This is a genomic window from Streptococcus oralis subsp. oralis (assembly GCF_002096495.1).
In the GTDB taxonomy this organism is placed as follows: domain Bacteria; phylum Bacillota; class Bacilli; order Lactobacillales; family Streptococcaceae; genus Streptococcus; species Streptococcus oralis_CU.
This window is the reverse complement of the sequence record NZ_NCUO01000010.1, coordinates 263,144-288,902: the sequence shown is the minus strand read 5'-3', so window position 1 is coordinate 288,902 and position 25,759 is coordinate 263,144. Positions and strand designations below refer to the sequence as shown.

The 25,759-nt window shown below is 41.7% G+C and carries 15 protein-coding genes and 3 pseudogenes; 2 read left to right on the top strand and 16 right to left on the bottom strand.

Annotation, left to right across the window (positions count from 1 at the left end):
* From B7717_RS03605 to miaA, 8 genes are all read right to left on the bottom strand, one after another.
* Nucleotides 1-2,847: SpaA isopeptide-forming pilin-related protein (locus B7717_RS03605; RefSeq protein ID WP_084944218.1), on the bottom strand; the 2,847-nt coding region annotated here is incomplete at its 3' end.
* Between the two features lie 449 nt (nucleotides 2,848-3,296).
* The gene (gene bgaA, locus B7717_RS03600; RefSeq protein ID WP_084944217.1) at nucleotides 3,297-10,535 is read right to left on the bottom strand and encodes an LPXTG-anchored adhesin/beta-galactosidase BgaA; all 7,239 of its coding nucleotides are present in this window, start codon (nucleotides 10,533-10,535) and stop codon (nucleotides 3,297-3,299) included.
* A 250-nt stretch (nucleotides 10,536-10,785) separates the two neighbouring features.
* Nucleotides 10,786-11,541 carry an SDR family NAD(P)-dependent oxidoreductase gene (locus B7717_RS03595; RefSeq protein WP_084944216.1) on the bottom strand — a complete coding sequence of 252 codons (756 nt, stop codon included), beginning with the start codon at nucleotides 11,539-11,541 and terminating at the stop codon, nucleotides 10,786-10,788.
* 28 nt (nucleotides 11,542-11,569) lie between these two features.
* Nucleotides 11,570-12,061, bottom strand: coding sequence for a DUF7832 domain-containing protein (locus tag B7717_RS03590; RefSeq protein WP_049479826.1), 492 nt, complete (start codon nucleotides 12,059-12,061; stop codon nucleotides 11,570-11,572).
* Between the two features lie 28 nt (nucleotides 12,062-12,089).
* Nucleotides 12,090-13,019, bottom strand: coding sequence for a ribonuclease Z (gene rnz, locus B7717_RS03585; RefSeq protein WP_000354317.1), 930 nt, complete (start codon nucleotides 13,017-13,019; stop codon nucleotides 12,090-12,092).
* A 14-nt stretch (nucleotides 13,020-13,033) separates the two neighbouring features.
* Nucleotides 13,034-13,657, bottom strand: a complete 624-nt coding sequence (locus B7717_RS03580; protein WP_084944215.1) for a cystathionine beta-lyase — start codon at nucleotides 13,655-13,657, stop codon at nucleotides 13,034-13,036.
* Nucleotides 13,650-14,888, bottom strand: coding sequence for a GTPase HflX (gene hflX, locus B7717_RS03575; protein WP_084944214.1), 1,239 nt, complete (start codon nucleotides 14,886-14,888; stop codon nucleotides 13,650-13,652). The genes B7717_RS03580 and hflX overlap by 8 nt, the downstream gene beginning before the upstream one ends.
* Nucleotides 14,881-15,765 carry a tRNA (adenosine(37)-N6)-dimethylallyltransferase MiaA gene (miaA, locus tag B7717_RS03570; protein WP_000850175.1) on the bottom strand — a complete coding sequence of 295 codons (885 nt, stop codon included), beginning with the start codon at nucleotides 15,763-15,765 and terminating at the stop codon, nucleotides 14,881-14,883. Before miaA ends, hflX begins: the two co-directional genes overlap by 8 nt.
* A 120-nt stretch (nucleotides 15,766-15,885) precedes the next feature.
* Here miaA and B7717_RS03565 point away from each other — a divergent pair, with 120 nt between their 5' ends.
* Nucleotides 15,886-16,056 carry a DUF3042 family protein gene (locus B7717_RS03565; protein ID WP_001051782.1) on the top strand — a complete coding sequence of 57 codons (171 nt, stop codon included), beginning with the start codon at nucleotides 15,886-15,888 and terminating at the stop codon, nucleotides 16,054-16,056.
* 42 nt (nucleotides 16,057-16,098) lie between these two features.
* On the opposite strand, the gene B7717_RS03560 is transcribed toward B7717_RS03565, so the two are convergent.
* The 3 genes from B7717_RS03560 to B7717_RS03550 form a co-directional block, all read right to left on the bottom strand.
* Nucleotides 16,099-16,938: a thymidylate synthase gene (locus tag B7717_RS03560; RefSeq protein ID WP_084944213.1), complete on the bottom strand. Its 840-nt coding sequence runs from the start codon at nucleotides 16,936-16,938 to the stop codon at nucleotides 16,099-16,101.
* A gap of 99 nt (nucleotides 16,939-17,037) precedes the next feature.
* The gene (locus B7717_RS03555; protein WP_000078551.1) at nucleotides 17,038-17,997 is read right to left on the bottom strand and encodes an ROK family glucokinase; all 960 of its coding nucleotides are present in this window, start codon (nucleotides 17,995-17,997) and stop codon (nucleotides 17,038-17,040) included.
* A gap of 125 nt (nucleotides 17,998-18,122) precedes the next feature.
* Entirely contained in the window at nucleotides 18,123-20,555 is a 2,433-nt protein-coding gene (locus B7717_RS03550) for an Ltp family lipoprotein (protein ID WP_084944212.1), read from the bottom strand.
* A gap of 168 nt (nucleotides 20,556-20,723) precedes the next feature.
* Between B7717_RS03550 and B7717_RS03545 the strand changes: the two are divergent.
* Nucleotides 20,724-21,096, top strand: a pseudogene (locus B7717_RS03545) (helix-turn-helix domain-containing protein); the annotation flags it as partial.
* Nucleotides 21,097-21,294: 198 nt separating this feature from the next.
* On the opposite strand, the pseudogene B7717_RS09825 reads toward B7717_RS03545, so the two are convergent.
* From B7717_RS09825 to B7717_RS03525, 5 genes and pseudogenes are all read right to left on the bottom strand, one after another.
* Nucleotides 21,295-21,435, bottom strand: a pseudogene (locus B7717_RS09825) (Ltp family lipoprotein); the annotation flags it as partial.
* A gap of 30 nt (nucleotides 21,436-21,465) precedes the next feature.
* Nucleotides 21,466-22,551 (bottom strand): annotated as a pseudogene (locus B7717_RS03540) (Ltp family lipoprotein); the annotation flags it as partial.
* Nucleotides 22,552-22,657: 106 nt separating this feature from the next.
* Complete coding sequence (gene pabB / locus B7717_RS03535) at nucleotides 22,658-24,379, bottom strand: aminodeoxychorismate synthase component I (RefSeq protein WP_084944211.1); 1,722 nt, start codon at nucleotides 24,377-24,379, stop codon at nucleotides 22,658-22,660.
* Nucleotides 24,380-24,611: 232 nt separating this feature from the next.
* Nucleotides 24,612-25,139: an AAA family ATPase gene (locus tag B7717_RS03530; protein WP_084944210.1), complete on the bottom strand. Its 528-nt coding sequence runs from the start codon at nucleotides 25,137-25,139 to the stop codon at nucleotides 24,612-24,614.
* 55 nt (nucleotides 25,140-25,194) lie between these two features.
* On the bottom strand, nucleotides 25,195-25,758 hold the full coding sequence (locus B7717_RS03525) for a TIGR01440 family protein (protein WP_162287130.1): 564 nt from the start codon (nucleotides 25,756-25,758) through the stop codon (nucleotides 25,195-25,197).
* Nucleotide 25,759 lies beyond the last annotated feature (1 nt).

The following is a 25,759-nucleotide window of genomic DNA, read 5'->3' as shown; positions in this document are numbered from 1 at the left end:
GAGGTAACCAGTTGGGGCTGCTTCCTCATGGAAGGTGTAAGTTCCTGGAGCCAAGTTGAGATCTTTAGACTTACCAGCTTCTGAAGTCCAGCTTTCTACGGCTGTGCCTTCTGCCTTATCGCCCTTGTAGATCTTGATTTGAGCGCCTGCGATTTCTGTTCCACCAAGGCTAACCTTGCTGAAGGTAATCTTACGTGGTAAGTCATCGTCTTTATCCGTTACTGTAACAGTTGAGCCATTGGTTACGACTTTGTTGTCTTCACCCTTAGAGTCTTTTTCGCCGACATTGGTTACTTCTACTGTTCCGTCAGTTTTCACTTTGAAAGTAATATCTGTTACTTTGAGGTAACCTGTTGGAGCGGCTTCCTCATGGAAAGTGTAAGTTCCTGGGGCCAAGTTCAAGTCTTTAGACTTACCAGCTTCAGATGTCCAGCTTTCTACAGCTGTGCCTTCTGCCTTGTCGCCCTTGTAGATCTTGATTTGTGCGCCAGCGATTTCTGTTCCACCAAGGCTAACCTTACTGAAGGTAATCTTACGTGGAAGATCATCATCTTTATCAGTGACTTTGATTGTTGAACCATCGGTTACGACAGTATTGTCCTCGCCTTTAGCATCCTTAGTACCAACATTCGTCACTTTAACTGTTCCGTCATAGTTAACTTTAAAAGTGATATCCGTTACTTTGAGGTAACCAGTTGGGGCTGCTTCCTCATGGAAAGTGTATGTACCTGGTGCTAAGCTCAATTCTTTAGACTTACCAGCTTCTGAAGTCCAGCTTTCTACGGCTGTGCCTTCTGCCTTATCGCCTTTGAAGATCTTGATTTGTGCTCCTGCGATTTCAACCCCACCAAGACTAATTTTACTGAACGTGATTTTACGAGCTACATCGTCATCTTTATCAGTAACTGTCAGAGTTGAATTTTGGGCTACAACACGATTGTCTTCACCTTTAGAATCTTTTTCACCTACTTTTGTCACTTCAACAGTACCGTTAGGTTTAACTTGGAAAGTGATATCCGTTACTTTGAGGTAACCAGTTGGGGCTGCTTCCTCATGGAAAGTGTATGTACCTGGTGCTAAGCTCAATTCTTTAGATTTACCAGCTTCGGATGTCCAGCTTTCTACAGCTGTACCTTCTGCCTTATCGCCCTTGTAGATCTTAATCTGTGCACCTGGGATTTCATTTCCTCCAAGGTTTACCTTACTGAAGGTAATTGGTTTTGGACTAGTATCCTCTTTATCGGTAATAGTCAGAACTGGACCAGCTGCAAGAACAGTGTCATCAGCTCCCTTATTCTTAATAGTGATAGAACCGTCAGCATTAACAGTATAAGTAATATCTCCTACAATTTGATATCCCTCTGGAGCATTGAACTCTCTTAGAGTGTAGGTCCCTGGTGCCAGCTTAATCACTTTAGAAGTGTCAGCTACAGTAGTCCAGTCTGCAACAGGTGCCTCTTCAAGATTGACTGTATCTCCACTATAGATTTTCAGTTCCGCTCCTGGAATTTCTTTTCCATTTGGATCCACCTTTTTGAAAGTAATCTCTTTTTCAATTGGAGTCTTCGGAGGTGTCTTCTTATTTTCAATTCGACGTTCTACTGATTTGTCTGAACCAAACTCATCTGGAGAAATTTTAATATCTTCAGTTAATTTGTCATAGCCAAGAGGAGCCGTTACTTCACGAATTGTATAGTTGTCTCGCAACAATTTGCCTACACTAGCGTTACCATCAGGACCTGTTGTCAATCGTCCAACAACAGCTTGGTTACGATCACGAATTACTTCAAAAACTGCGCCTTGCAATGGTTGGCCTGCTTCGTCTACCTTATGAATTTTAATGGTGAAAACATATCCTTCCGCAACACCACCTGCAATCTGGTAGGTACGTGTGCTTGTTGATTGTTCATTCTCACTACCATTGTAGCTCATGTTGGCTACGTTCGTGATTTCCTCACCATCGACTAGATCATAATTCGCTTTAGCTCGATACTCGATCATATAACCAAAACCATTAGTATCTCCTAAAGGAAGGGTGAAACCATCACCATTCGCATTTACCACTAGTTGGTTTTTAAAGGTTTCGGTCATATCCCGAGCATTAGTCCATTTCCAGTCTCCGTTATTCCAACTCCAATCTACTTTGTAAATTCGAAAAGTATCTGGTAGGAATGTCATATTTGGAGAAGAGAAAGCATCTTTGATAGTGACATCACTGTAGTTCGCCATATTGCGGTTTACAGTAATGTTATAACGGATTACATTTTTCTCGTCATCCTTGAATTGGAAGGAACTCTTTTCAATTTTAGAGTCGTATTTCCCTGGAGGGCCGTTATAACGGATTTTCCCTGCAAATAGAACTCTATGTCCTACAGTAATGTTGACATCAACGTCTTTTTCTTCTGAAACAACGTCATGGTCAACTCGGACATAGACAAAGAATTTCCCCCTAACGCCAGAATTATTCTCAACAAATTTTGTATAAGTGAGAGTAATTGTTTTGCTAGCTGCATCTAAACGACCAGTAGCTACAAGATTGTTAGAAGCATCTCGTAATTCAATGTCTGAAGAGTTTGAAAATGCAATCTCTGATGGCAATTGAAGTGTTGTTGTATCACCTTCATGCACCGTATTATCTGGCAAAACAAAATCTGCAGTAAGACGGAATTCTTGCCAAATATCCAATCCTTGCGTTAATGCTTCACCAGATTTGTTCTCAACACCTACACTAGTGATAACATCATTATACTCTGCCGCACGTACTTGCGTCAGAGGAGCAAATGATTGGAGAATAACTCCCAAACAAAGAATAACGATCTGAATCCAAGATCTTATTTTTTTGTTCATGTGATCTTCCTTTCTCATAATATTCAATTGTAAATGTACAATGTAATTGTAAGCTAATTGATTGTCCCCAACTAATCACCGTTCACCTTTTTAAAAATGAACCGTATTAACTACATTACAACCACATTTTATCATACTATCGAAAAAAAGGCTAGGACTATCAAACAAATTTTTACAGAATAATTTATTTTTTTCTCTCTATTAAGAAATGATCCTTTTCCTTTAAATTTACTCGTTGACAAGCCAGTATATACCAGTTAAAAACAAATACGATAAACAGTATTTTTTTGCACATTTTATTTTAAAAATGCATTTTCACTTATTTAAATACGTCTTTTAGAATGGCATTGTTTATGCCAACATTACTAAATGATTTTTCTGTCATAAAAAAGACCAGGAAAACCTGGTCTTTCTTAGTCACCGCTAGATTCATATTCTAGCTAGTGCCTCTAATCTTCTTTTTTGCCTTTAGTGGCGACTAATCCTGCCCCCAAACCGAGAAGAGCTAAACCTGCTGCTACTGCTGCTTGGCTTGCTGCACTTCCTGTATTTGGCAACTGCTCTTTTTGAGCTTGATTAGCTTTACTTGAAGCAATTTCTTTTGTATCTGCTTTTTCTGATACTTGTGGTTTTGTTGCTTCTTGAGGTACTGGTTTGGTCGTTTCACCAGCTGTACCAACTTCGACGATGCGATTCTGAGCCATAACTTTATCATAGCTTTCTTTTTCAGTTCGCTTGCCATTTTCAACTTCGATTAAGTGAACACGGATACCTTGTCTTCCTTCTTGAAGGATGCGAGTTTGACCTGCTGGAAGTTTGTCATTCTTTTGTTCCTGAACTTTGAAATCAATGATTTCTTCTTCTGAGATAAGCTCTGGAAGATTAAGAACGAGGTTCTTCACTTCATCTTCTGGAAGAGAAGTTCCTGGTTTAGTACCAACTTCTACAATACGATCTTGAGCAACGACTTTATCGTAAGTTTCTTTAAGCTGACGTTTTCCATTTTCCACTTCAATCAAGTGAAGACGGACACCTTGTTTTCCTTCTTGGAGGACACGAGTTTCTCCTAGATACAACTTATCAGACTTACGCTCCTGAACCTTGAAGTCGATGGTTTCTTCTTCAACTACAAGTTCGGGCCTTTCGAGGACAAGGTTCTTCACTTCGTCTTCTGGAAGAGAGGTTCCTGGTTTTGTTCCGACCAAGACGATGCGGTCTGTCGGAGCCTCTACCACTTCGCGAAGTTTTTCTTCCTTACTTCCATCAGGATTAATCACTGTAAAGATACGTTCTTTACCAACTGTTCCTTCTTGTTCTACACGAGTTTCTCCTAGATACAGCGTTGAATCCTTTTTCTCAACTGTCTTGTAGGCCAAATCGTTTTCAACAAATTCGAGTTTTGGAAGTTCTTCTTGTTCACCAGCAACTGTCTTCTCAGAAATTGGTTTTTCCTTGGTCAACTGGATACGGTATTCCTTGACTTGTTTTCCACTTTCCGAAACAAGGCGAACAAGTACTGGAAGGCTATCGTCTCCGCTATCTACAACTGTTGAAGCTACTTGATTACTTTCTTCGACTGAGACTTTTGGATGTTGACCTTTATAGGTGATTTGATAGTCTTGACGATCTTCAGCGAAGTCAGGAAGTTCTTTTCCATCCACAAGAATCTTCGATTGCGTACTTTCTTGAGGTAATTCACTCGGTGCAAGGAAGGTCATCTCAATCATCGCAACACCGCTCTTGTCTGCTTTACGCTCCATACGCCATCTCATGGCTTTGGCTTTGACAGCTTTAAATGTTACGTTGATTTCATCACCAGCTGCGATGTCTTTATCCGCACGATAAGGCACAGCTTCCCAATTTTCTGGATTGTTAAATGGATGAGCTGCATCGTAGGCTTGGTAGTTAGAATAGTAGGTAGGCACTTCAAACTCTGGGCCAATATAACGTTCCAAAACGAGTTTAGATGGGGCATCTGTACCACTATCTGCAAAGAAGTGAAGTTTGGCTTGCGCTACAGTCCGTTCTACAATCTTACCATTTTCACGGAAGATCACACCTGCTGATACTTCTGGATTAGAAGATGGTGTTGGAGACCAGTTTGTCCAACGACGATTTTCTGAATGATTTCCGTCATTGAGATAGTCCACACGGTCATGGGAGTTTCTATCAATGTCGTTAGTGGCTGAAGCAAAGGCGCGGTTACTATTTTCATCATACTCTGGGTTATTTGAAAGAGCTTCGCCAAGTTTGTCTGTCACTCGTACAGTGAACTCAGCAACAAGATCACTACCAAGGACACGACCTCGAACGGTAAATTGACCTGCTTTTGTCAGCTTTTCTGCTGGAACTTCTTCCCATTCTACTGCCAAGTCTTTTGTTTCGTAATCGTCTTTACCTGTGAAATAAACAGGAACCTTAGTTGGCAATTCAAGCGGTTGCCCTACTTGTAGCAAGCGAGCTTGTTTGACCGCGGCAACTGGTTTACGAGAGAGCAAGTCTTTATTGCTTGTAAAGTGTAGACGGTATTCTCCTAGGATATCACCATTTTCAGCCTTCGCGATAACACGAACTGGCTCACCTTCACGAACACTTGGAACGACGGTGGCGAGACCATTGTTGCTAACACTTGCTGTTACTGCAGGAACTTTTCCATCTACAGACTCAAGGTAGTAGTCTGTCAAATCTGGGTTAAAGTTTGCTAAGTCTTTACCGTCAACTTGGATTCTTGTTTGTCCTTGTTTAGCTGCCGCAACTTGTTTCGCAAAAATTTGTACTTCTGTGATAGACGTTCCTTTCTTGCTATCAAGTCGAACCATACGAATGCGAACCGCATAGGTCTCAACTTTATCAAAGCTGAAATGATTCATTTCTCCAGCTTTTAATTGAGCTGGTGCTTTGAGATTGCTTACCTCTTTCCAGTTTGCAGGATCGTTAAAGGCATGGTTTTCCTCACCTACAAAGCTAGGGTTTTTAGGGGCTGTTGGAACGGTCTTACCGACATAATATTCAATCACATAAGACTTCGGTACACCAACTCCGTGGTCTTCGTGGAATCCGACACTTAGATTATCAACTGAACGTTTGCTCAAAATACCTGAATCTCCGAATAGGACACCAACTGAAGCTTCTGGATTAGTACGGTTCCAGTTTGTCCAACGGTTAGCTGGGCGGTCATTAAAGGAAATCAATTTATCGTTGACATTTGAAACAGGATCAGTTGGATTTGAGTCTGAAGCAAAGGCAAGTGGCAATTCTGATCCGGTCCATTGGTCAGAAATATTTGCCCCCTTCTCAGTTTGAGCAGATACGCGAACATGAAGTTTAGTTGTTAATTGCGTACCTTCTAGGCGACCATTAACTGTAAAGACACCTTCCTTGGCGTATTGCTCTGGACGAATCGTATCCCATGTAACCTTAGCTGATGAAACGTGACCATTTGAATCGTAGGTACGAACACTTTCTGGTAATTGTGGTGCTTCTGCGATTGGTGTCGTCACACTGACTTCTTCAACTGAAACGATGCCTTCTACAGAGACTTTTGCACGCGCCTCAAGGTCAATACCTTCAACTTTACCTAGAACTTCAAAGGTTTGATAGGAGTCGAGTTTTTCTTTTGGAATGGCTTGCCATGTGACTTTGTGGGCTTTAGGGAAACCTTTGTCATACTCAACTGTTACTGTTGCTGGAAGGCTTGGTTCTTGATGCAAGTCTGTTACTACGTTCACTGGACGAATAGATTGCGCAATCTTCTTCTCTGTGTTGGCTTGGATCGTGAGATCGATTTGACCTCTAGCCCCCTCATATTCTGCTTTGAGAGTGACTGTTCCTGGCCTATGTAACTCAAGCATTCCTTTACGAACTGCGACTTCCCCTTCACCACTTGTAGAGAAGTTTACTTTATCAGCTGGTAAAACTGCTTGTGTTCCGTCTTGATAGTGAGCGAGTACAGACAATTTCACTGTTTGGTCTTCTTTAAGACCGTCAGCTTGCTCCACTTGTAGGCTCAAGTGGTCAATTTTCGGTGCTTCTTCAAGGAATTGAATTGCATAGGTTTGAAGAGGTCCACCATCTTTTGGTTGAACATAGATGCTTGCACGCATGCCGTTTGCTGCACTTGCTTGGACTACAGTAACATCCGCATTTTCAGCACTTGCTACAACTTCTGGCAAGGATGCACCGTAAGCAAGAGTTCGATATTGCATTGGATTTTGAGTAGTAAGACCAGTGACAGATTCGCCACCAACCGTTACAGTTGGTACTGCAGGTGCCACAGGATTGCCTTCTTCTACCACAAGAGTAGCATGAATGGTTTCTCCTCCTAGTTGGCCAGTCATTTGAATACGTGATCCTGCAACTGACAGTTTAGCTTTATCTGCTTCCGAAATCTCCCACTTATCAACTTCGTATTCTTGTACGCTTCCATCCGTAACAGCAATAGAAACGTATTTATCAACAGCGCTCAAGTCTGTTCCTGGAGCAACACGCTTAACAGTTGGAAGCTCATTTGCGATTGCTAGAATTTCGACACGGGCCTCAACTTCGCGTCCGTCTGCCATACCTTTAACAGTCACAACTCCTGCTTGGCTCACATCAACTGAAGACCAAGTGACTGGACGTTTTTCACGACTGCCATCACTGTAGATAAAACCGACTGTCTTCGGCATTTTTGGCTCTTTCTCAATAACAGTACGTACTTTTGGTACTTCTGTACCTAAAACAGTTTTTTCTTGTCCTTCTTTCTTACCTGTAAAGACAGTGACTTGGTCCGATTTCAAGAGATCAGAGTGGGCAGTAAGGGTGAATTTACCTGCTTGCTCAGTTGATTTAACAATGGCAACCCCTTTACCGTTAAAGGCTCTGCGGATCCAAGAACCATCAGGTTGTGCCTTGTAGCGTTCACGGCTGGCTTGTTCCCCATTATCAACACCAACCAGTTGACCTTGTCCATGCAATTGGAAACGAACCAAATTATTGGCAGTTGGTACCACATTTCCTTGGCTGTCTACGATTTCATAGTAGATGTAAGTCAAGTCTTTTCCATCTGCAGCGATTGCGTGTTCTTCCTTGATGAGACGAACACCTGCAGGTTGACCTGCAGTGGTAATCTTGTCACGTGCAATTTCTTTACCAGCTTCATCACGAGCTACTGCTTCTAAGGTACCTGGTTGGTAAGCAACCTTCCACTCAAGATAGAGTTCCTTAGCATTGGCACCTTCTTGGTAGGTACGACCATCACTAGTTTGTTTTTTGTTGAACTTTTTAACACCGAGAGATTGACCGTTCAAGAACAATTCAACACTTGCAGCATTAGAGTAAGCGCGAACTGGAATCTTTCCTTGTGCATCTTCTACTTTAGAGGCCAAGTCTCTATTCTCCCAGTTCCAGTGAGGAAGAAGGTGAACCATTGGTTTCTTCTTGACAGAAACCCATTGGCTTTGGTAGAGGTAGAAGTCATGTTTTGGAATACCCGCTGTATCTACGATACCAAAGTAAGAGCTCTTAACGGGAGTTTGGTTTTGGTTGTGCCATGGTGTAGGTTCACCGATATAGTCCGTACCTGTCCAGATAAACTGTCCAGCATAGCCAGCGTTGTCACGATCAAACGTCCATGAATCTGTTGCCGTTTTACCCCAGCCAACTCGGTCATTACCATAGTCAGACTGTTCGTAATGACGCTCAGGTCCGTTACTATGTTTCAATTCCTGTTCAGGGCGATAGTAACTTCCACGTGTACGGGTAGCTGAAGATGTTTCGGAACCGTAAATCAACCAGTTTGGATGTTTCGCACGAAGTTTCTTGTAGTTGTCTTCTGAATAGTTGAAACCAACTGCATCCAGTTCATTAGCAATTTTCTCATGATCACCGCTACCATCACCAAAGCGGAACTTATCTGCTCCCATGGTAACATAACGTGTAGTATCAACATCTTTAATCACTTTTACTAAGCGTTTAACCGTTGCAAGAGAGTGAGCATTACCATTGGCTTCACCGATTTCGTTTCCGATAGACCACATGAAGACAGCTGGGTTATTTTTATCTCTTTCGACCATGGTACGAAGATCGTAGTCAGACCATTTTTCACCTTTTCTAGCTTCTGGGTGAGTGGCATCTTTTTCAAAGAAACGTCCGTAGTCATATGGTTTCTTGCCACCATACCACGTATCAAAGGCCTCTTCCTGAACCAGCAAACCAAGTTCTGCTGCGATTTGCAAGGTCTGTGGACTTGCAGGGTTATGAGTTGTACGGATGGAGTTAACGCCCATCTCCTTCATTTGTTTGAGACGACGGTATTCTGCTTTATAATTTTCTTCTGCTCCAAGCGCTCCGTGGTCATGGTGCAAGGAAACACCATGGAATTTAATTCGTTCACCATTCAAAGAGAAACCTTCATTTGGAGTCCAATGATAGTAACGGTAACCAAACAAATCTTTCTTAGCATCGACTAATTGACCATCACGGTAAACACGCGTAACCAGTTCATACAAGGCAGGTTTGTCATTTAAAACGGTCCAGAGTTTTGGTTGTTCAACTTCTAGAATCGCATCAAGACTTGTTGACTCATGTGCTTTCAAGGTACGGCTCGCTGTACGAACCAAGCCTGTTACAGCCTGACCACCACGTTCAACGATTTGATACTCTGCCACCAGTTCATGGTCTTTATCGTCTGTATTGACAATCTTGCTGGCTACATGAGTTTCAACCTTGCCATGTTGCTGTTGTTCAAGTTTTGGTGTTAAGATAGTTGTTCCATTTTTCTCAACATGAACCTTATCTGTCACTTGCAAGGTCACATCACGGTAGATACCACTACCTGAGTACCAACGGCTACTTGGCTGTTTGTTAACCGCATGGACAGCAATCACATTCTCACGACCATCTTTGTGAAGATATTTTGTGATATCGTATGAGAACTGGTTATAACCATTTGGATAATGCCCCACTAACTGACCATTGACATAGACTTGAGAGTCCATGTAGACACCATCAAAGGTCACACGAACATTTTTCTTGAGATCTTTTTCATCAAGTTTAAAGGTCTTGCGATACCAAGCTTCACCACCATTGAGCTGTCCACCCTCGTTTTGGGCAGGTGACTGATGGTCAAAATCGTTAAAGATACTCCAGTCGTGTGGGAGATCCAATTTTTGCCATGTTGATACATCGGCATCTGATTTCACAGCTTCTTTAGGATTCGCATTGAGTTTAAAGTGCCAATTTTGATTAAAATTCACTTTTCTATCTTCAATCATTTGATTCACTTCTTCATTTGTCGCAGCTTTCAACTCTTCCTTGACAGGCTTTTCTTGACTTGAAGCTTGAGATTCTACCTTTGGAGCTGTTTCTTCAGGTTTTAGAGATGCTTTCTCCTCTTTTGGAGCTACAGGTTCCTCTTCTTTCACCTCTGGTTTGCTTGCTTCAATTGGAGCAGCTTGACTTTGGTCGACACTTGCAGCATCCTTGTGCTCTGCTACAGCTTGATTTTCTTTTTCCTCCACTGCCGGACTTTCCTCTTTTGCTTGTTCAACAGTGTGAGTAATTGGAGTTTCATCCGCGAAAACTGGTGATTCTCCAATGACACTTCCTCCAAATAGAACCGCACAGGTTCCAATCATGACAGAGCAAGCGCCTACGGCAAACTTACGAATGCTGTAGACTCTTTTACGATTCCAATGGCCTTTTTCCATAAAATCCTCCTTTAGTAACCGCTTCCATTTATTTGTAAGCGCATTACTTTTTCATAGCCTTTTACCCTTATTTTATAAAATAATATAGGAAATTTCAATACCCTAAACACAAAAATCATATTTTTGATTGTTTTTTCTAAAATTTGTAGAAGACTCAAAAAAAGTGAATGTAGATTTAGAACAAAAACAAACAAATTTTTGACACTCAGTTCAATAGTATAAAAAAAGTTCCTTTTGTAAGGAACTCCTTTTACTTATAATTAAAGATTCCCCCTGCCAACTTATCGGCTAATTTGGGAAAGAGGGTATAAAACTTATAGGCTAGGTTCAACAAAACTGGTAGATTGAGTTCCCGTTTGTTTTTTCCTATGATTTTGACAATCTTTCTAGCCACTGCATCTGGTTCTAAGAGAAATCGATCAACCGACTTGAGGTAGGTCCCATCTGGGTCAGCCTGGTCAAAAAATCCTGTGCGGATTGGACCTGGATTAACCGTCGTTAGATAGACACCGTAGGGAATCAGTTCGAGGCGCAGCGCATTTGAAAATCCAATAGCCGCAAATTTGGTTGCTGAGTAAAGGCTGGACTTAGCTGTTGCAATCAATCCTGCCATGCTGACGATATTGATGATATGGCTTTTTCGGCTTTCTTTCATACGAGCTGCAAGACGACGAGACAGATTCATCAGGGCAAAGGTATTGACCTCAAACATCTGGTGAATGTCTTGATCAGAGATCTTGTCGAAATCTTCAAAAATTCCATAGCCAGCATTGTTAATCAAGACATCAATCTTGCCATAACGGAGATAGAGGTCAGCTACCAGAGCTTCTAGGGCTGAGTCATCAGTAATATCGATTTCAATCCATTCTACATGAGGATGCTTTGCATATAGTTGGGCTAGTTTTTCCTTGTTTCTACCTAGTAAGATGAGTTGGTCATTTGGCAAGAGTTTGACCATTTCTTGGGCTAAGCCACCGCTTGCCCCAGTGATGATGATGGTACGCATCTCTATTCCTTTCAAAGTTTTGATCAATTTAATGAAATCTTTTTCCAGCTAAATAATGAGCATAGGCTTGATCAATGACAGGAGCAAACAGATGATAATCCTCCCAGCTACCTAAAAATTCTAAAGGCAAGTCATATAAGTCATTGACTACAAATTCGGAATAATCATCCATATACTGATGTTCATAATAGTCATTTACAAAAGCCTGAAAATCCTTTGTAATATCCATTGTTCCCAGTTTACCATCGCACCAGTCTAAAAGATAATCAACACCCAAAGTTTGCTCGTTTTTTACACTTTGGAATACCGTTTCTTCATCAGGAAACATCAATTCTTTTGCATCATGCAGGATGAGCCAAGTAACGAAAAAACCGATATGATTCGCAGCCCAACGATAAATCTCCCGATAATCTTTTTGAGTTAACTCTTCTTTTTGTAATGAATAGCTGTGCAAGTAGTTGGTTAAGGCATTCTCAAAATACCAATCCGCTTTATCCAATAAACGATTTTCAACAGTCATCTTAATTCCCTCTCAACGAACTGTAACATTATAACTCAACCTCTTCCAAGTCTTTGACGACATGGACATTCTCAAAAATACTAGCTGCATCTTTCTTAAGCTGACTAATATCCTTTGATAGGAAGCGGGCACTGATATGGTTGAGCAAGAGGCGCTTAGCACTGGCTTCTGCTGCTACTTGTGCTGCCTGCATATTGGTTGAGTGACCGTGATTGCGAGCAATTTTTTCATCTCCCTTGCCATAAGTCGACTCATGGACAAGGACATCGGCATTGACAGCTAAACGCACACTAGCATTGGTTTTACGGGTGTCACCCAGAATGGTGATAATCTTACCTGGACGGGGAGCTGAGATATAGTCTGCTGCCTTGATTTCAGTTCCATCTTCGAGAACAACGTCCTGGCCGTTTTTGATCTTTCCAAAAAGCGGACCAAATGGAACACCAGCAGCCTTAAGTTTTTCAGCATCCAAGGTCCCTTCTAGATCCTTTTGCATGACACGATAACCAACGCAGAAAATAGTGTGGTCCAGCTCCTCTGCATACACAGTGAATTTATCGGTCTCAAAGATTTTCCCTAGAGAATCTTGGTCAAACTCATGAAAATGAATGCGGTAAGGCAGACGAGAGCCTGACACACGAAGGCTGGTTAAGACAAAGGACTTGATTCCTTGCGGTCCATAGATGTCCAAATCTGTCTGCTCTTCATTGGCCTGAAAGGCACGACTAGAAAGGAATCCTGGCAAGCCAAAGATATGATCTCCATGCAGGTGAGTGATAAAGATTTTGCTGACCTTACGTGGTCGGATTGTGGTTTCCAGAATGCGATTTTGCGTTCCTTCTCCACAGTCAAAGAGCCAAACTTCGTTAATCTCGTCCAAGAGTTTCAGGGCGAGACTTGAAACGTTGCGGGCTTTAGAGGGCTGACCAGCCCCTGTTCCTAAAAATTGAATATCCATTCGATACTTTCTAATTAATCAATATATAACATGGCTGTGCGGTTTTCCGATCGGAAATAGCGCTTTCCAGAAAAAGCAGCAGCTTCTTGCAATAAATCCTCTTGGCTGTAGCCTTTGAGACGTTTACGACCATCTGCTAAAATTTCCAAGTCTGTTAAGGCTGTGAGACTTTCCACACTAACAACTTCCTCATCTCCGACAGGATTCATGTAAATCTTTCCAGATTCTTCAAAGACGAGTTGATGAGGGAAAATTTGCGCAATCTCAAAAAGCAAGTCATCCGAGATTTCCTCTTCATTTTCAGAGAAGATCCGCCCCAAGCCCTCACTCTCATAGCAAAAGCCAAAGGATTTGCCAGATAAATTAAGACGAATAAAAGGCTTATTTTCAAAGGTGAAACTTGGTTCAACATTGTAGAGATTTAGTTCCTGACTGAGTTCTGAAAAATAATCCGTCGCAGCTTCAGGGCTCTTTTTCTGGTAGAGTTCAGCAAAGTAAGCATTGACGACACTCGGCGGAGGTGTGATGAGAGCCAACTGCTCTTGTTCTGTTTTGCCAGCTAGAAGTTGATCCAGATAGACCTTATCCAGACTTGTATAACCTCCATACTTTAGAGCCAAAGTTTTAATATCAGTCATAAAATTCCTCTAACCTCCATTTGTTTTTCTCAGAAATGTAGCCTGTAATCACTTCTCCATCATCTTGATAGTCGCGCTCTTCCAGAATCGCTACACTTTCTAGATCATGTATCTTGTAGGATTTTGAAAAAGGCACGCGCAGGGTAAAGACTTCAAAAATATCCTTGATCTTCTCCAAAAACAATGCTTGCAAGTTCTCACGACTATCCTCAGACTTGGCAGAAATGAGGGCATACGGCGTTTGAGTAGGCGTGAAATCCTCCACCAAATCCGCTTTATTGTAAAGGGTCAGTCGAGGAATATCCTCCATATCCAAGTCTTTCATGATAGACAGAACCGTTTTTTCATGCTCCTCGTGGTAAGGATTGCTGGCATCAATGACATGCACCAGAAGGTCCACATGCTTGCTTTCTTCCAAGGTTGACTTGAAACTGGACACCAATTCAGTCGGCAAATCTTGGATAAACCCAACCGTATCAGTCAAGGTAACCTGAAGATTGCCCCCCAGATGGATACTCTTAGTTGTCGCATCCAGGGTCGCAAAGAGCTCGTCAGCCTCATACTGGGTCTTGCTGGTCAAGGTGTTCATGATGGTTGATTTCCCAGCATTGGTGTAGCCAATCAAACCAATCTTAAAGGTACTCGACTCCAGACGTTTTTCTCTAACTGTTGCCCGATTTTTCTCTACCACCTTGAGCTGGCGCTCGATATCTGTGATTTGATTACGAACACTACGACGATTCAATTCCAGCTGGCTTTCACCTGGACCACGGGAACCAATTCCCCCTGCCTGACGGCTGAGCATAATCCCCTGACCAACCAAGCGAGGCAAGAGATACTTGAGCTGAGCCAAATGAACTTGGAGTTTTCCTTCATGGCTTCGAGCCCGCATGGCAAAGATATCCAGAATCAACTGCATACGGTCTATGACCTTGACACCGAGAACTTCTTCTAGATTGACATTTTGCCGTGGAGTTAAGCGGTTATTGACAATGACTGTGGTAATTTCTTCTGCATCCACCATCCGCGCAATCTCTTCCAACTTACCAGAGCCGACAAAGGTCTTGGAGTCATACTTTTCCCGTTTTTGCCTGTAGCTATCCACAACGACGGCCCCAGCTGTCTTAGCCAGACTGGCCAATTCTTCCATGGAGAGGTCAAAATTGTCCATGCCCTGCAATTCCACACCGATGAGTAGGACACGTTCCTCTTTTTTCTCCGTTTCAATCATTTAAAAACTCCTCAATCTGGCTTAAAATGCGGTTTTGAACTCCAGGCTCTCCTATCTGATAAAAGGTCACCTGCATGCGATTACGGAACCAGGTCAACTGACGCTTAGCAAAACGGCGGGTTGCCTGTTTGAGACTATCGCTGGCTTCCTCAAGAGTTTGCTCCCCACGGAAATAAGGAAAGAGTTCCTTGTAGCCAATGCCTTTGGCTGCCTGCACATCTGGATAATGGTCAAAGAGCCACTTAGCCTCATCCAAAAGTCCAGCCTCAAACATCAGATCTACTCGACGGTTGATACGTTCATAAAGCTGACTGCGTTCATCATCCAAGCAGATAATCAAAGCTTCATAAGGACTTTCCTGATTTTTCAAATCCTTACCAAAATGGGCAATTTCCAAGGCACGCATGGCACGACGACGGTTAAACTGGGGAATTTCAAGGCCTGCTTGCTTCACGAGATGGACTAATTCCTCATCTGAATAAGGCTCTAAACTAGCTCGATAGGCTAATATCTCCTCATGAGGTGTCTCTCCACCTAGATGGTAGCCTTCCAGCAAGCTCTGAATATAAAGCCCAGTTCCACCAGCTATAATGGCTAGCTTGCCACGGCTTTGAATATCCTCAATAGCCTTCTTAGCTTCTGAAACAAAATCAAAAGCCGAGTAAGACTCGGTCACCTCTCTGACATCAATCAAATGATGAGGAACAGCAGCTTGCTCCTCTGGGCTAGCCTTGGCCGTCCCAATATCTAGCCTTCTGTATACTTGCTGACTGTCACCACTAACCACCTCTCCACCAAAGCGCTTGGCCACTTCAATAGCAAGGGCTGTCTTCCCAACAGCAGTCGGTCCAACAATCACAATTATTTTTGTTTTCATCTTTTTTCCTTGAAAAATTTCCATTTTTTCGTTACTATTATTATATCACAAAAAGGTCAGTCAGAAAAATGCTACCACTTGGGGAGCCTGGCTGATCGAGAAGATAAAGGAGGAAGACTCATGGCTAAAGGATTCGCTAAAGGTCTTGTAACAGGTGTCGCAGGAACTGTCGCTGCCGTTGCAGGTGCAGTATACGCAATTAAAAAGAAAGTGATTGAGCCAGAAGAGCAAAAAGCAGCTTTCATCGAAGAAAACCGCAAAAAAGCAGCTCGCCGCCGCGTATCACATTAAGCAACAAAAGAAGTTGAGAAATCTCAACTTCTTTTTATTTTCTTAAATAGCCAAATCAAACTTCAGTTGTGGCTTGACCGGATCATAGTCAACCAACTCAAAGTCTTCCGCTTTGATATCAAAGAAATTAGTCCCATCAGGAACATTTAAAACCAAACGAGGTTGGCAGTTTGACGGCTCACGACGGAGCAATTCCTGAGCTTGTTCAAACTGATTATCATAGATATGGAGGTTGTTGATAAAATAGAAAAACTTCCCAATCTTCCAGCCAAAATGCTTGGCAATCATCATTTGAAGAGCCACATACTGCATGGCATTGATATGGTGAGCCACCAGCATATCATTAGAGCGCTGGGTCAAGGTCGCATCCAGATAGATTTCCCCATCAACGCGACGGACATCAAACATGGTCTGAAAGGCGCATGGAAGGAGGCCGTCTGTCTCCTCAAATGCTTGGTAATCCCAGAGTGAGATGATATTGCGGCGGTTCCAGGGATTGGCTTCCAACTGCTTGAGAATCTTATTAATGATATCGTGTTTCTTAACGACCGCCCCATAGCGTTCACCGATGGTTCCCGTATCTCCCACTTCCCAGTCATTCCAGTAGTGAACATTGTACTTACTGTTTAACACTTCTAGGCTATTAGACTGATCTTGGTAAATCCAGAGTACTTCCTTGATGGCGGATTTGATTGCAATGGGTCGCAAGGTTGTGATGGGAAATTCACCTTTTGACAAATCATACTCTGCAAAGGCACCCGTTATGTACTTGGAGTTGGCAACAGTCCCATCCTTGTACTTGGGACGAGCCTGCTCAGAAAAGACACCGTCTTTGAGGATTCGTTCAATATTCTCTTTAAAAATCGTATCAGCTTTTGTCATTTACTCTCACCTCATTTATTGTCCTAACTAGTATAGCATAAAAAAAGAAAGGAGGAAAATCACTGGCTTTAAAGTAGTGTTTTTCCCCTTTTTATTATCTTATTGCAATACAAGTGATGCTGCTCCGATAACTCCAGCGTCATTTCCTAGAGTTGCAAGAGCCAATTTAGTAGATGTGCGTACTTGTGGGAAGGTATTTTCGTCGTAGACTTTTTGAACACCTTGTAGAAGGAATTCTCCTGCAGCTGACACCCCACCACCGATAACAATCGTTGAAGGGTTGAGGATGGAGCCGATATTAGCACAAGCGATACCCAAGTAACGTGAGAAGTTACGGTAAACGATCAAGGCAAGGTCGTCCCCTTCTTTTGCAAGGTCGAAGACAGTTTTTGCTGTTACTTCTTCACCGTCGTCTATCAAGCGTTTCAAGGCCGCATCGCCTTCGTATTCATCTGCATATCGACGAGTCAAGTTGACAATCCCTGTTGCAGAAGCAACTGTCTCAAGACAGCCTTTTTTACCACAGGTACATGCGATTGGTTGGTCAAAGTCAACAGTGATATGGCCAAGCTCACCTGCCGCTCCAGCAACACCGTGAAGCAATTTGCCTTCTGCCACGATACCGCCACCAACACCTGTACCAAGTGTCATAAAGACAACATCCGGTTGGTTCTCACCAGCCCCCATCCAACGCTCACCAAGAGCAGCTACGTTGGCATCATTATCAATGAAGAATGGAATCCCCAAGGCTTTTTCAATCTTTTCTTTAATTGGTTGAAGGGTTTTCCAGTTGAGGTTGTAGGCACCGATAACAGTTCCTTTTTCACGGTCAACCACACCAGGTGATCCCATCCCAATCCCTCGGAAGTCTGTGGCTGACAATCCAAGCAAGTCCAAACGATGTTGAATAGACTCAATCATATCATCTACGATATGGCTTCCTTCATCCAAAATATTAGTCTTGATAGACCATTTTTCTTGGATTTCTCCCTCTTGAGTTAAAATTGCAAACTTGATAGATGTTCCACCAAGGTCAATCCCAATAATCTTTTGACTCATCGTCTTCTCCTTTTTAATTGAAAATGCTTACAGATATAGTATAACAAAATCGTCTCTTTTGTGCAAAGGTTTGCAGGCTACAAGCCAAAATTAAAACATCTCATTTGCTTCACTATTTGTAAAAATTAGTCACCTAAATGTTGAATTGCATAGTTTGCTTCTTCTTTTGTAAATTGTCCATTCCAAGGAGAAGTTAGCCTCTCATAAATTTTTGTCTTTGATAAATTGGTATTCTTTCGGTATTCTCTTGCTCGAATTAAGGCATTTGCTTTGTAATCTGCATTCAAGTGATCGATGGCATACTGCACTGCTGAACTTGAAAAACCATGCCACGCTAATTGGTCATAGAGAGCTTTTTTTGACATATGTACAGACGAATTATAACTTTTCGCTTTACTTAAAGCAGCATTGTACGGGTTCCCATCTGCCGGTTTTAGTTGCCGCACACCATCGTATCCTACATAGTAACGGCCACCATCTACCCATTTGCCCCTAGCCATTTCACCATCTGATCCCACATAGTAACGGCCACCATCTACCCATTCATTCTTGGCTATCTTTCCATCTGATTTATAATAATAGTATCCTACCCATTTATTGCGGGCAATGCTTCCTTCTGGTGCTAAATCTAGTTTTTGAATGGCATAGTTTGCTTCTTCTTTTGTAAATCTTCCAATCCAAGGAGAAGTTAGCCTCTCATAAATTTTTGTCTTCGATAAATCGGTATACTTTCTTGCTTGAATTAAGGCATTTGCTTTGTAATCTGCATTCAAGTGATTGATGGCATACTGCACTGCTGAACCTGAAAAACCATGCCACGTTAATTGCTCATAGAGAGCTTTTTTTGACATATGTGAAAACGAATTATAATCTTTTGCTTTCTTTAAAGCTGCTGAGTATGGATTCCCATCTGCCGGTTTTGGTTGCCGCACACCATCGTATCCTACATAGTAACGGCCACCATCTACCCATTTGCCCCTAACCATTTCACCATCTGATCCCACATAGTAACGACCGCCATCTACCCATTCATTCTTGGCCATCTTACCATCTGATTTGAGATAATATCTACCTACCCATTTATTACGAGCAGAGCTTCCTTCTGCTGTTAGATAATAATAGGAACCATAGTTTTTATCATAAATCCAGTCACTTTTAACCTTTTTTCCATCAGAATCAACATAATAACGACCACCATCTACCCATTCATTTTTAGCTCTCTTTCCATCTGATTTGAGGTAGTAATTTCCTACCCAGCCAGACTGAACTTTAGATTGTGATTTATCCTGTTTAGGAGTTGTTTCTTTAGCTTTTTCAGTCGGTTTTGGTGCTGGTGTTTTTGGTTTCTCAGCAGGTTTTTGTGCTGGTGTTTTCGGTTTCTCAGCTGGTTTCGGTGCTGGTGTTTTCGGTTTCTCAGCTGGTTTTGGTGCTGGTGTTTTTGGTTTCTCAGCAGGTTTTTGTGCTGGTGTTTTTGGTTTCTCAGCAGGTTTTTGTGCTGGCGTTTTCGGTTTCTCAGCTGGTTTTGGTGCTGGCGTTTTCGGTTTCTCAGCTGGTTTTGGTGCTGGCGTTTTCGGTTTCTCAGCTGGTTTTGGTGCTGGCTTTGGCGCTGGTTTTGGTTGCCACAGACCATCGTCTCCTACATAATAACGACCACCATCTACCCATTCATTTTTGGCCATCTTACCATCTGATTTTAGATAGTAATTACCTACCCATTTGTTGCGAGCGTAGCTGCCTTCTGCTGTTAGATAATAATAGGATCCATAGTTTTTGTCATAAATCCACTCAGCTTTAGCCATCTTACCATCTGATTTAAGATAGTAATTGCCTACCCATGTGTTGCGAGCGTAGCTGCCTTCTCCTGTTAAATAATAGTATGACCCATAGTTATTGTCATAAATCCATTCATTTTTAGCTCTCTTCCCGTCTGATTTTAGATAGTAATTACCTACCCATGCGTTTCGAGCGTAGCTACCTTCTGCGGTTAGATAATAATAGGATCCATAGTTTTTATCATAAATCCATTCACTCTTAGCCATTTTACCATCTGATTTAAGATAGTAATTGCCTACCCAAGCATTTTGGACATAGTTTCCCGAAGCATTTAGATAGAAATAAGAATTAGCTTTTTTATCAAAAATCCACTTATTAGTAACTTTAGTACCATTTTCATAGTACGATGAGCCTACCCAACCAGACTGAGCTGTAGATTTGGACTTATCCTCTTTAGGACTTGTATTTTTAGGTTTCTCAGCAGGTTTTTGTGCTGGTGTTTTCGGTTTCTCAGCTGGTTTCGGCGCTGGCTTTGGTTCTGGTTTCGGTGCTGGTGTTTTTGGTTTCTCAGCTGGATTTTGCGCTGGTGTTTTTGATTTCTCAGCTTGATTTGACGCCGAAGTTGTATTCTCTTTTACAACCTTACCATTTTTAGATGCATCCTTTTCTTGAGCAGAAACATGCTGAGCCGAGAAAGGAAAGTCTCCAGTTGTATCCGCAAATGAAATAAGTCCCAGTGTTGCAGTTGCTAAGCTGGTTACTAAAAATTTTTTTGATTTTTTCATAAAAATCTCCATTATTTTTAATGATTTATACCTATAGTATACCATATACTTAATTTTTTTTACACTCAAATAATAACTATTTATGAAAGCCCTATTTTAAAATGAAGTGCAACACAAAAGACATGTTCATCTGATATACTAGAGTTGCGAAAAACAGTATAAAAGAAGATGAACATGTCCACTAATTATTCTTATACAAGCACTTATCTGAAGCTGAGCGACTAGAAATTGAAGCTTATTTAAACTTAGGACTCAAACCTGCTGAGTTTGCTCGTAGACTGGGGGAAACTGCTCTACTATTACTCGTAAAATGAATCGTGGTTCCATAACATAAGTGAAATAAGTCAATGGGCAGAAAATCTATTACCTACACCATTATGCAGATGCTACCCATAACTGTTATCAGTGTGCTAGAGAAGCCAGCTATTATTTGAAACTATATCGTTTATTGGACGACTTTCTGAAAGAATTTACAGAAGTAATGGGAGAGAAACCAACGGGACATAGCATAGATGCCTTTGTTCACACCTATAAACTCCAACCCCTTTTTGAAATTGGAAAATCCATTCTGTTCTGAGTGGAAAGACAATAGGAGAAGCTTCTATTTTGAACTTGGCTATAGTCCGCAAAAAAGCTGTTTGAGCTCACTCAAACAGCTTTAAAGATACTCTCTTAATTAGAGGAACAACTTTGTTGCACTTGACTTATCAATCAGTGTTAAAATAGTTATTCTAAATAATTAGTCACCCAAATGTTGAATGGCATAGTTAGCTTCTTCTTCAGTAAATTCTTCACCATAAGGCGAAACCAACTGATCGTATATTGCATCTTTCGATTTATTAAATTGTTTTTGGTAAATTTTAGCCTTTGCTAAGGCATTTGCCTTATAGTCTGCATTCAAATGATCGATGGCATATTGTGCGGCATCACTTGTAAATTTTTCTCCATATTGAGAAGTCAATTGTTTGTACAAACGCTTCTTAGACATATTTGCCCACGAATTGTAATTTTTTGCTTTCTCAAGAGCATTTGCATAGTCTGTTTTAGTCTGGTTAGAGCTGGACTGGCTAACTGACTGATTTTGCCATAAGCCATCAGAACCTACAAAGTAACGTCCACCATCAACCCATTCATTCTTGGCCATCTTACCATCGGACTTGAGATAGTAATTTCCTTGCCAACTGCTTTTAGCATATGATCCGTCAGATTTGAGATAATACCAGCCTTGGTAGCCTCCATCATAAATCCACTCGCTTTTAGCCATCTTACCATCGGACTTGAGATAATAATTTCCTTGCCAACTGCTTTTAGCATATGATCCATCAGATTTGAGGTAATACCAGCCTTGGTAGCCTCCATCATAAATCCACTCGCTTTTAGCCATCTTACCATCGGACTTGAGATAGTAATTTCCTTGCCAACTGTTTTTTGCATAAGTACCATCTGATTTGAGGTAATACCAGCCTTGGTAACCTCCATCATACACCCACTCGCTACTAGCCATCTTACCATTTGACTTGAGATAATAATTACCTTGCCAGCTGTTTTTTGCATAAGTACCATCTGATTTGAGGTAATACCAGCCTTGGTAGACGTTGTCATAAAGCCATTCATTTTTAGCCATCTTGCCATCGGACTTGAGATAGTAATTTCCTTGCCAGCTGTTTGTAACATATGATCCGTCGGATTTGAGGTAATACCAAGCACCGTCACGATTCACCCAACCACTAGTTGTTCGACTAGATTGAGAATGAGATTGACGTGGTTTAAAAACACCTCGAGGGGCTTTTGAGCGTTCACAGGCAACTCCGTCACCATCTTTGTCTAGTCTAGAAGAATATCCAGGCTCTCCTCTATGAATATCAGAGTAGCCATTTTGCCATGCTTCTGTGCAACTAGAAAAGTGAATTGTATCATTAGCAAAAGTCGGTTGAGCAAGTATTGTCAAAACAGATAAACTAGCTAGACTAGTTTTTAAAAGAAAAGTTTTTTTCATCATTTCCTCCTTTAAAAGGACATCGTTTTCTTTTTATTTTATCAAACTTAATTCAACAATTCAAATTATTTAACATATTTATCATGTTGTTTTTAAATTTAAAGAATCATTTAGGATTCACTTCCAACTCATACAAACCTCTGACTGCGTTACAGCCATAGATAGCTTCTGCTTGGTTCAAGTCTGCCAAAGTCAGAACTTTTTCCTCTACCTGTCCTCTTTCCAGCAAATGCTGGCGGTAAATTCCTGGCAAAATCCCTAGACTGATAGGCGGTGTGTAGAGCTTACCATTAATTTTTAAGACCAGATTTCCAATAGAGGTTTCTAATAGCTCTCCTACCACATTATGGTAAATGATTTCCTGTTCCCCTAAGCTCAAGTGCGGTCTGTGAGTGGTTTTGAAGTAGGTAAATGATTGATTCAAATCTGCTTCTTGCAGACAAAGTTTGGCTTTGCAGAAACTTGGACTGAGGGGTGCTAAGATTTGGCGACTGAGTTCTATCTCTCCAGATTTGCTGAGGATTATTCGCAAACGGTAGTCTTGGTGGGAATCACAGGCCTGACACTCCATCTCTATCTTTTGTCTCAAGTCTTCCGGATCAAAAGGAAAGGCAAAATAACGACTCGCCTTTGTCAGTCTTTCCAGATGTTGATCTTCAAATGGTAAACGCTTCTGGCTGATTTTCCCAGTTGTAATCAGTTTGAAACGAGCTTGTTTACGATAGAGAACAGCCGCCTTTTGATGAACTTCACGGTATTCAGACTCCCAGGTGCTATCCCAAGTAATCCCGCCTCCAACTCCATAGATGGCTTGACCCTTGTAGAGTTGAATAGTTCGAATGGCGACATTAAAAATCCGGCGCCCATTTGGAAGCAAGAGACCAATCGTTCCGCAGTAGACTCCTCTGGGTTGTGGCTCCAAGTCCTTGATGATTTCCATGGTCGCAATTTTGGGAGCTCCCGTTATGGATCCACATGGAAAGAGCGAACGGAAGATTTCAACTAGGTCAACATCCGGTCGTAACTGACTCTTGATGGTCGACGTCATCTGCCAAACAGTCGAATACTGCTCCACTTGGCAAAGACGCTCCACGTGCTCACTCCCCACCTCAGAAATACGGTTCATATCGTTGCGCAAAAGATCCACAATCATCATATTTTCAGAGCGATTTTTAGGATCCTGTTCTAGCCAGCTAGCTTGGGCAAGGTCTTCTTGGTCAGTCACTCCCCGCTGGGTTGTTCCTTTCATTGGGCGAGTCGTTAATTCACGGTCATTTTGCTCAAAAAAGAGCTCTGGGCTCATGGAAATCACCGCCATCTCGTCATGTTCAACATAGGCATTGTAGCCCGCCTCCTGTTCTACCACCATGCGATTGTAGATGGCAAAGGGATTGGCACTTAGGTCTTGCTTGAGTTGGACAGTGTAGTTGACCTGGTAGGTATCCCCCTGACGCAAATGATGGTGAATCTGGGCAATCGCCTTTTCATAGTCTGTCGCAGATGTTACTTCTTGCCACTTTGAAGGCAGATCTACTTCCTCATAAGTCAGAGGAATAGGCGATGTTTCTACCCTATCATGAACTGTAAAATATAGCAGATACTCGCCCAGTAAAGGAGCTTTATGAACTGCTAATTTCTCCTCAAATGCAGGTGCAGCCTCGTAACTAACGTAGCCCACCACATAATAGCCTTGCTCTTGGTAGCTTTCCACTTGTGCTAGCAAATCCGCCACTTCTGCTAAATCTCTCGTTTTTAACTCTTTAATCGGCTGGGTAAAAGTGTATCTCTCCCCCAAAGCTCTAAAATCAATCACTGTTTTTCTATGCATATCTTAAGTATAGCACAAAAAAGCCGACCTAGAACAGCTAAATCCAGCTTTGTTTACTGATTTCTATAACGAAAAAAATTCTCTACCTTACTTTTTCTACTTTTGGCAATTCTCCATTAGATAGTACCCCTTCTTCTTGTAAAAACTGGTCTTATTTGGAGCACTTTACAACAAAAATCCAACAAAAAAACAGGGAGAGTCTTAGTTTCTATACCCTTACTCTCTCTGTCTTTTACTGTTCAGAAATTAAAAATTGATTTGAAGTTTTAATGATGTTTACCGTTTCCTTGACATCTAAATCATCCGTGAATAGAAAATGATGTTTCTCACTATTTTTAGCTAGAAACTCATTTCTTGCTTGGATTGATAAATCGCCCGTTCTCTCAATTTCTTTTCGAGAAGAATCCCTATCTTTCAAGGTTTCTTCTTGAGCCATTAGGACACAATATTTTAGCTTAATTCGTTTTTCTTTTAAGAAGGCTGCAATTTTCTTCAGTTGATCTTCAAATATGACATACTCTATCACGACAGTAACGCCACGATCCAAGAAATTATTGGTCAGACTGATGATATTATCCCAGAATAAATCCATGTAAAATCCATCATCTTCCCAAGGAGCTACGAGACCTCCTTTAATCATTAAGTAAATCATGTCGCCCTCTATAACTGCACTTTTGTCAAAAGAATAGGCCAACTCTTTGCTGACGGTGCTCTTTCCAACGCCTGGGGGACCTGAAATAATATAAACACAATTTTCCAACCTTATACCTCTACATACTTGAAATATCTCTAACTTACGATAACTTTCAGCCCACTTATGACTTTCTTATGAAGTCTTCAGGATACTGCGCACGCGCTCCTCCGATTAGTTTGGGACGACTTGCAAGAGCCGTTACATGGGCATGCCCAATTTCTCTCAAAAGAGGGCGAATCGGAACCTGAACATGCTTGACATGCATGCCAATCGCAGTATCTCCGATATCCAATCCAGCATGGGCCTTAATAAATTCAACCTCAACTGGATCCCGCATAAACTTGAAGGCTGCCAACTGACCCGAACCTCCTGCATGAAGTGTAGGAAGGACACTGACGATTTCAAGACCAAACTGCTCTGCCACCTGACGTTCAACGACGAGGGCTCGATTGACATGTTCACAACCTTGAACGGCTAGATGAATACCTTTAGCCTCTAGGATAGCTAGAATGGTCTTCACAATGATTTCCCCAATTTCTTGACTGGATTCCTTGCCAATCTGACCACCTATCACCTCACTAGAAGAAAGGCCCAAAACAAAGATAGCTCCTTGCCTCAAATTAGCCTTGTCTATTACATCTTCTACAATCTGGCTTGTTGCTCTTTGAATGTCTTTTTCCTTCATA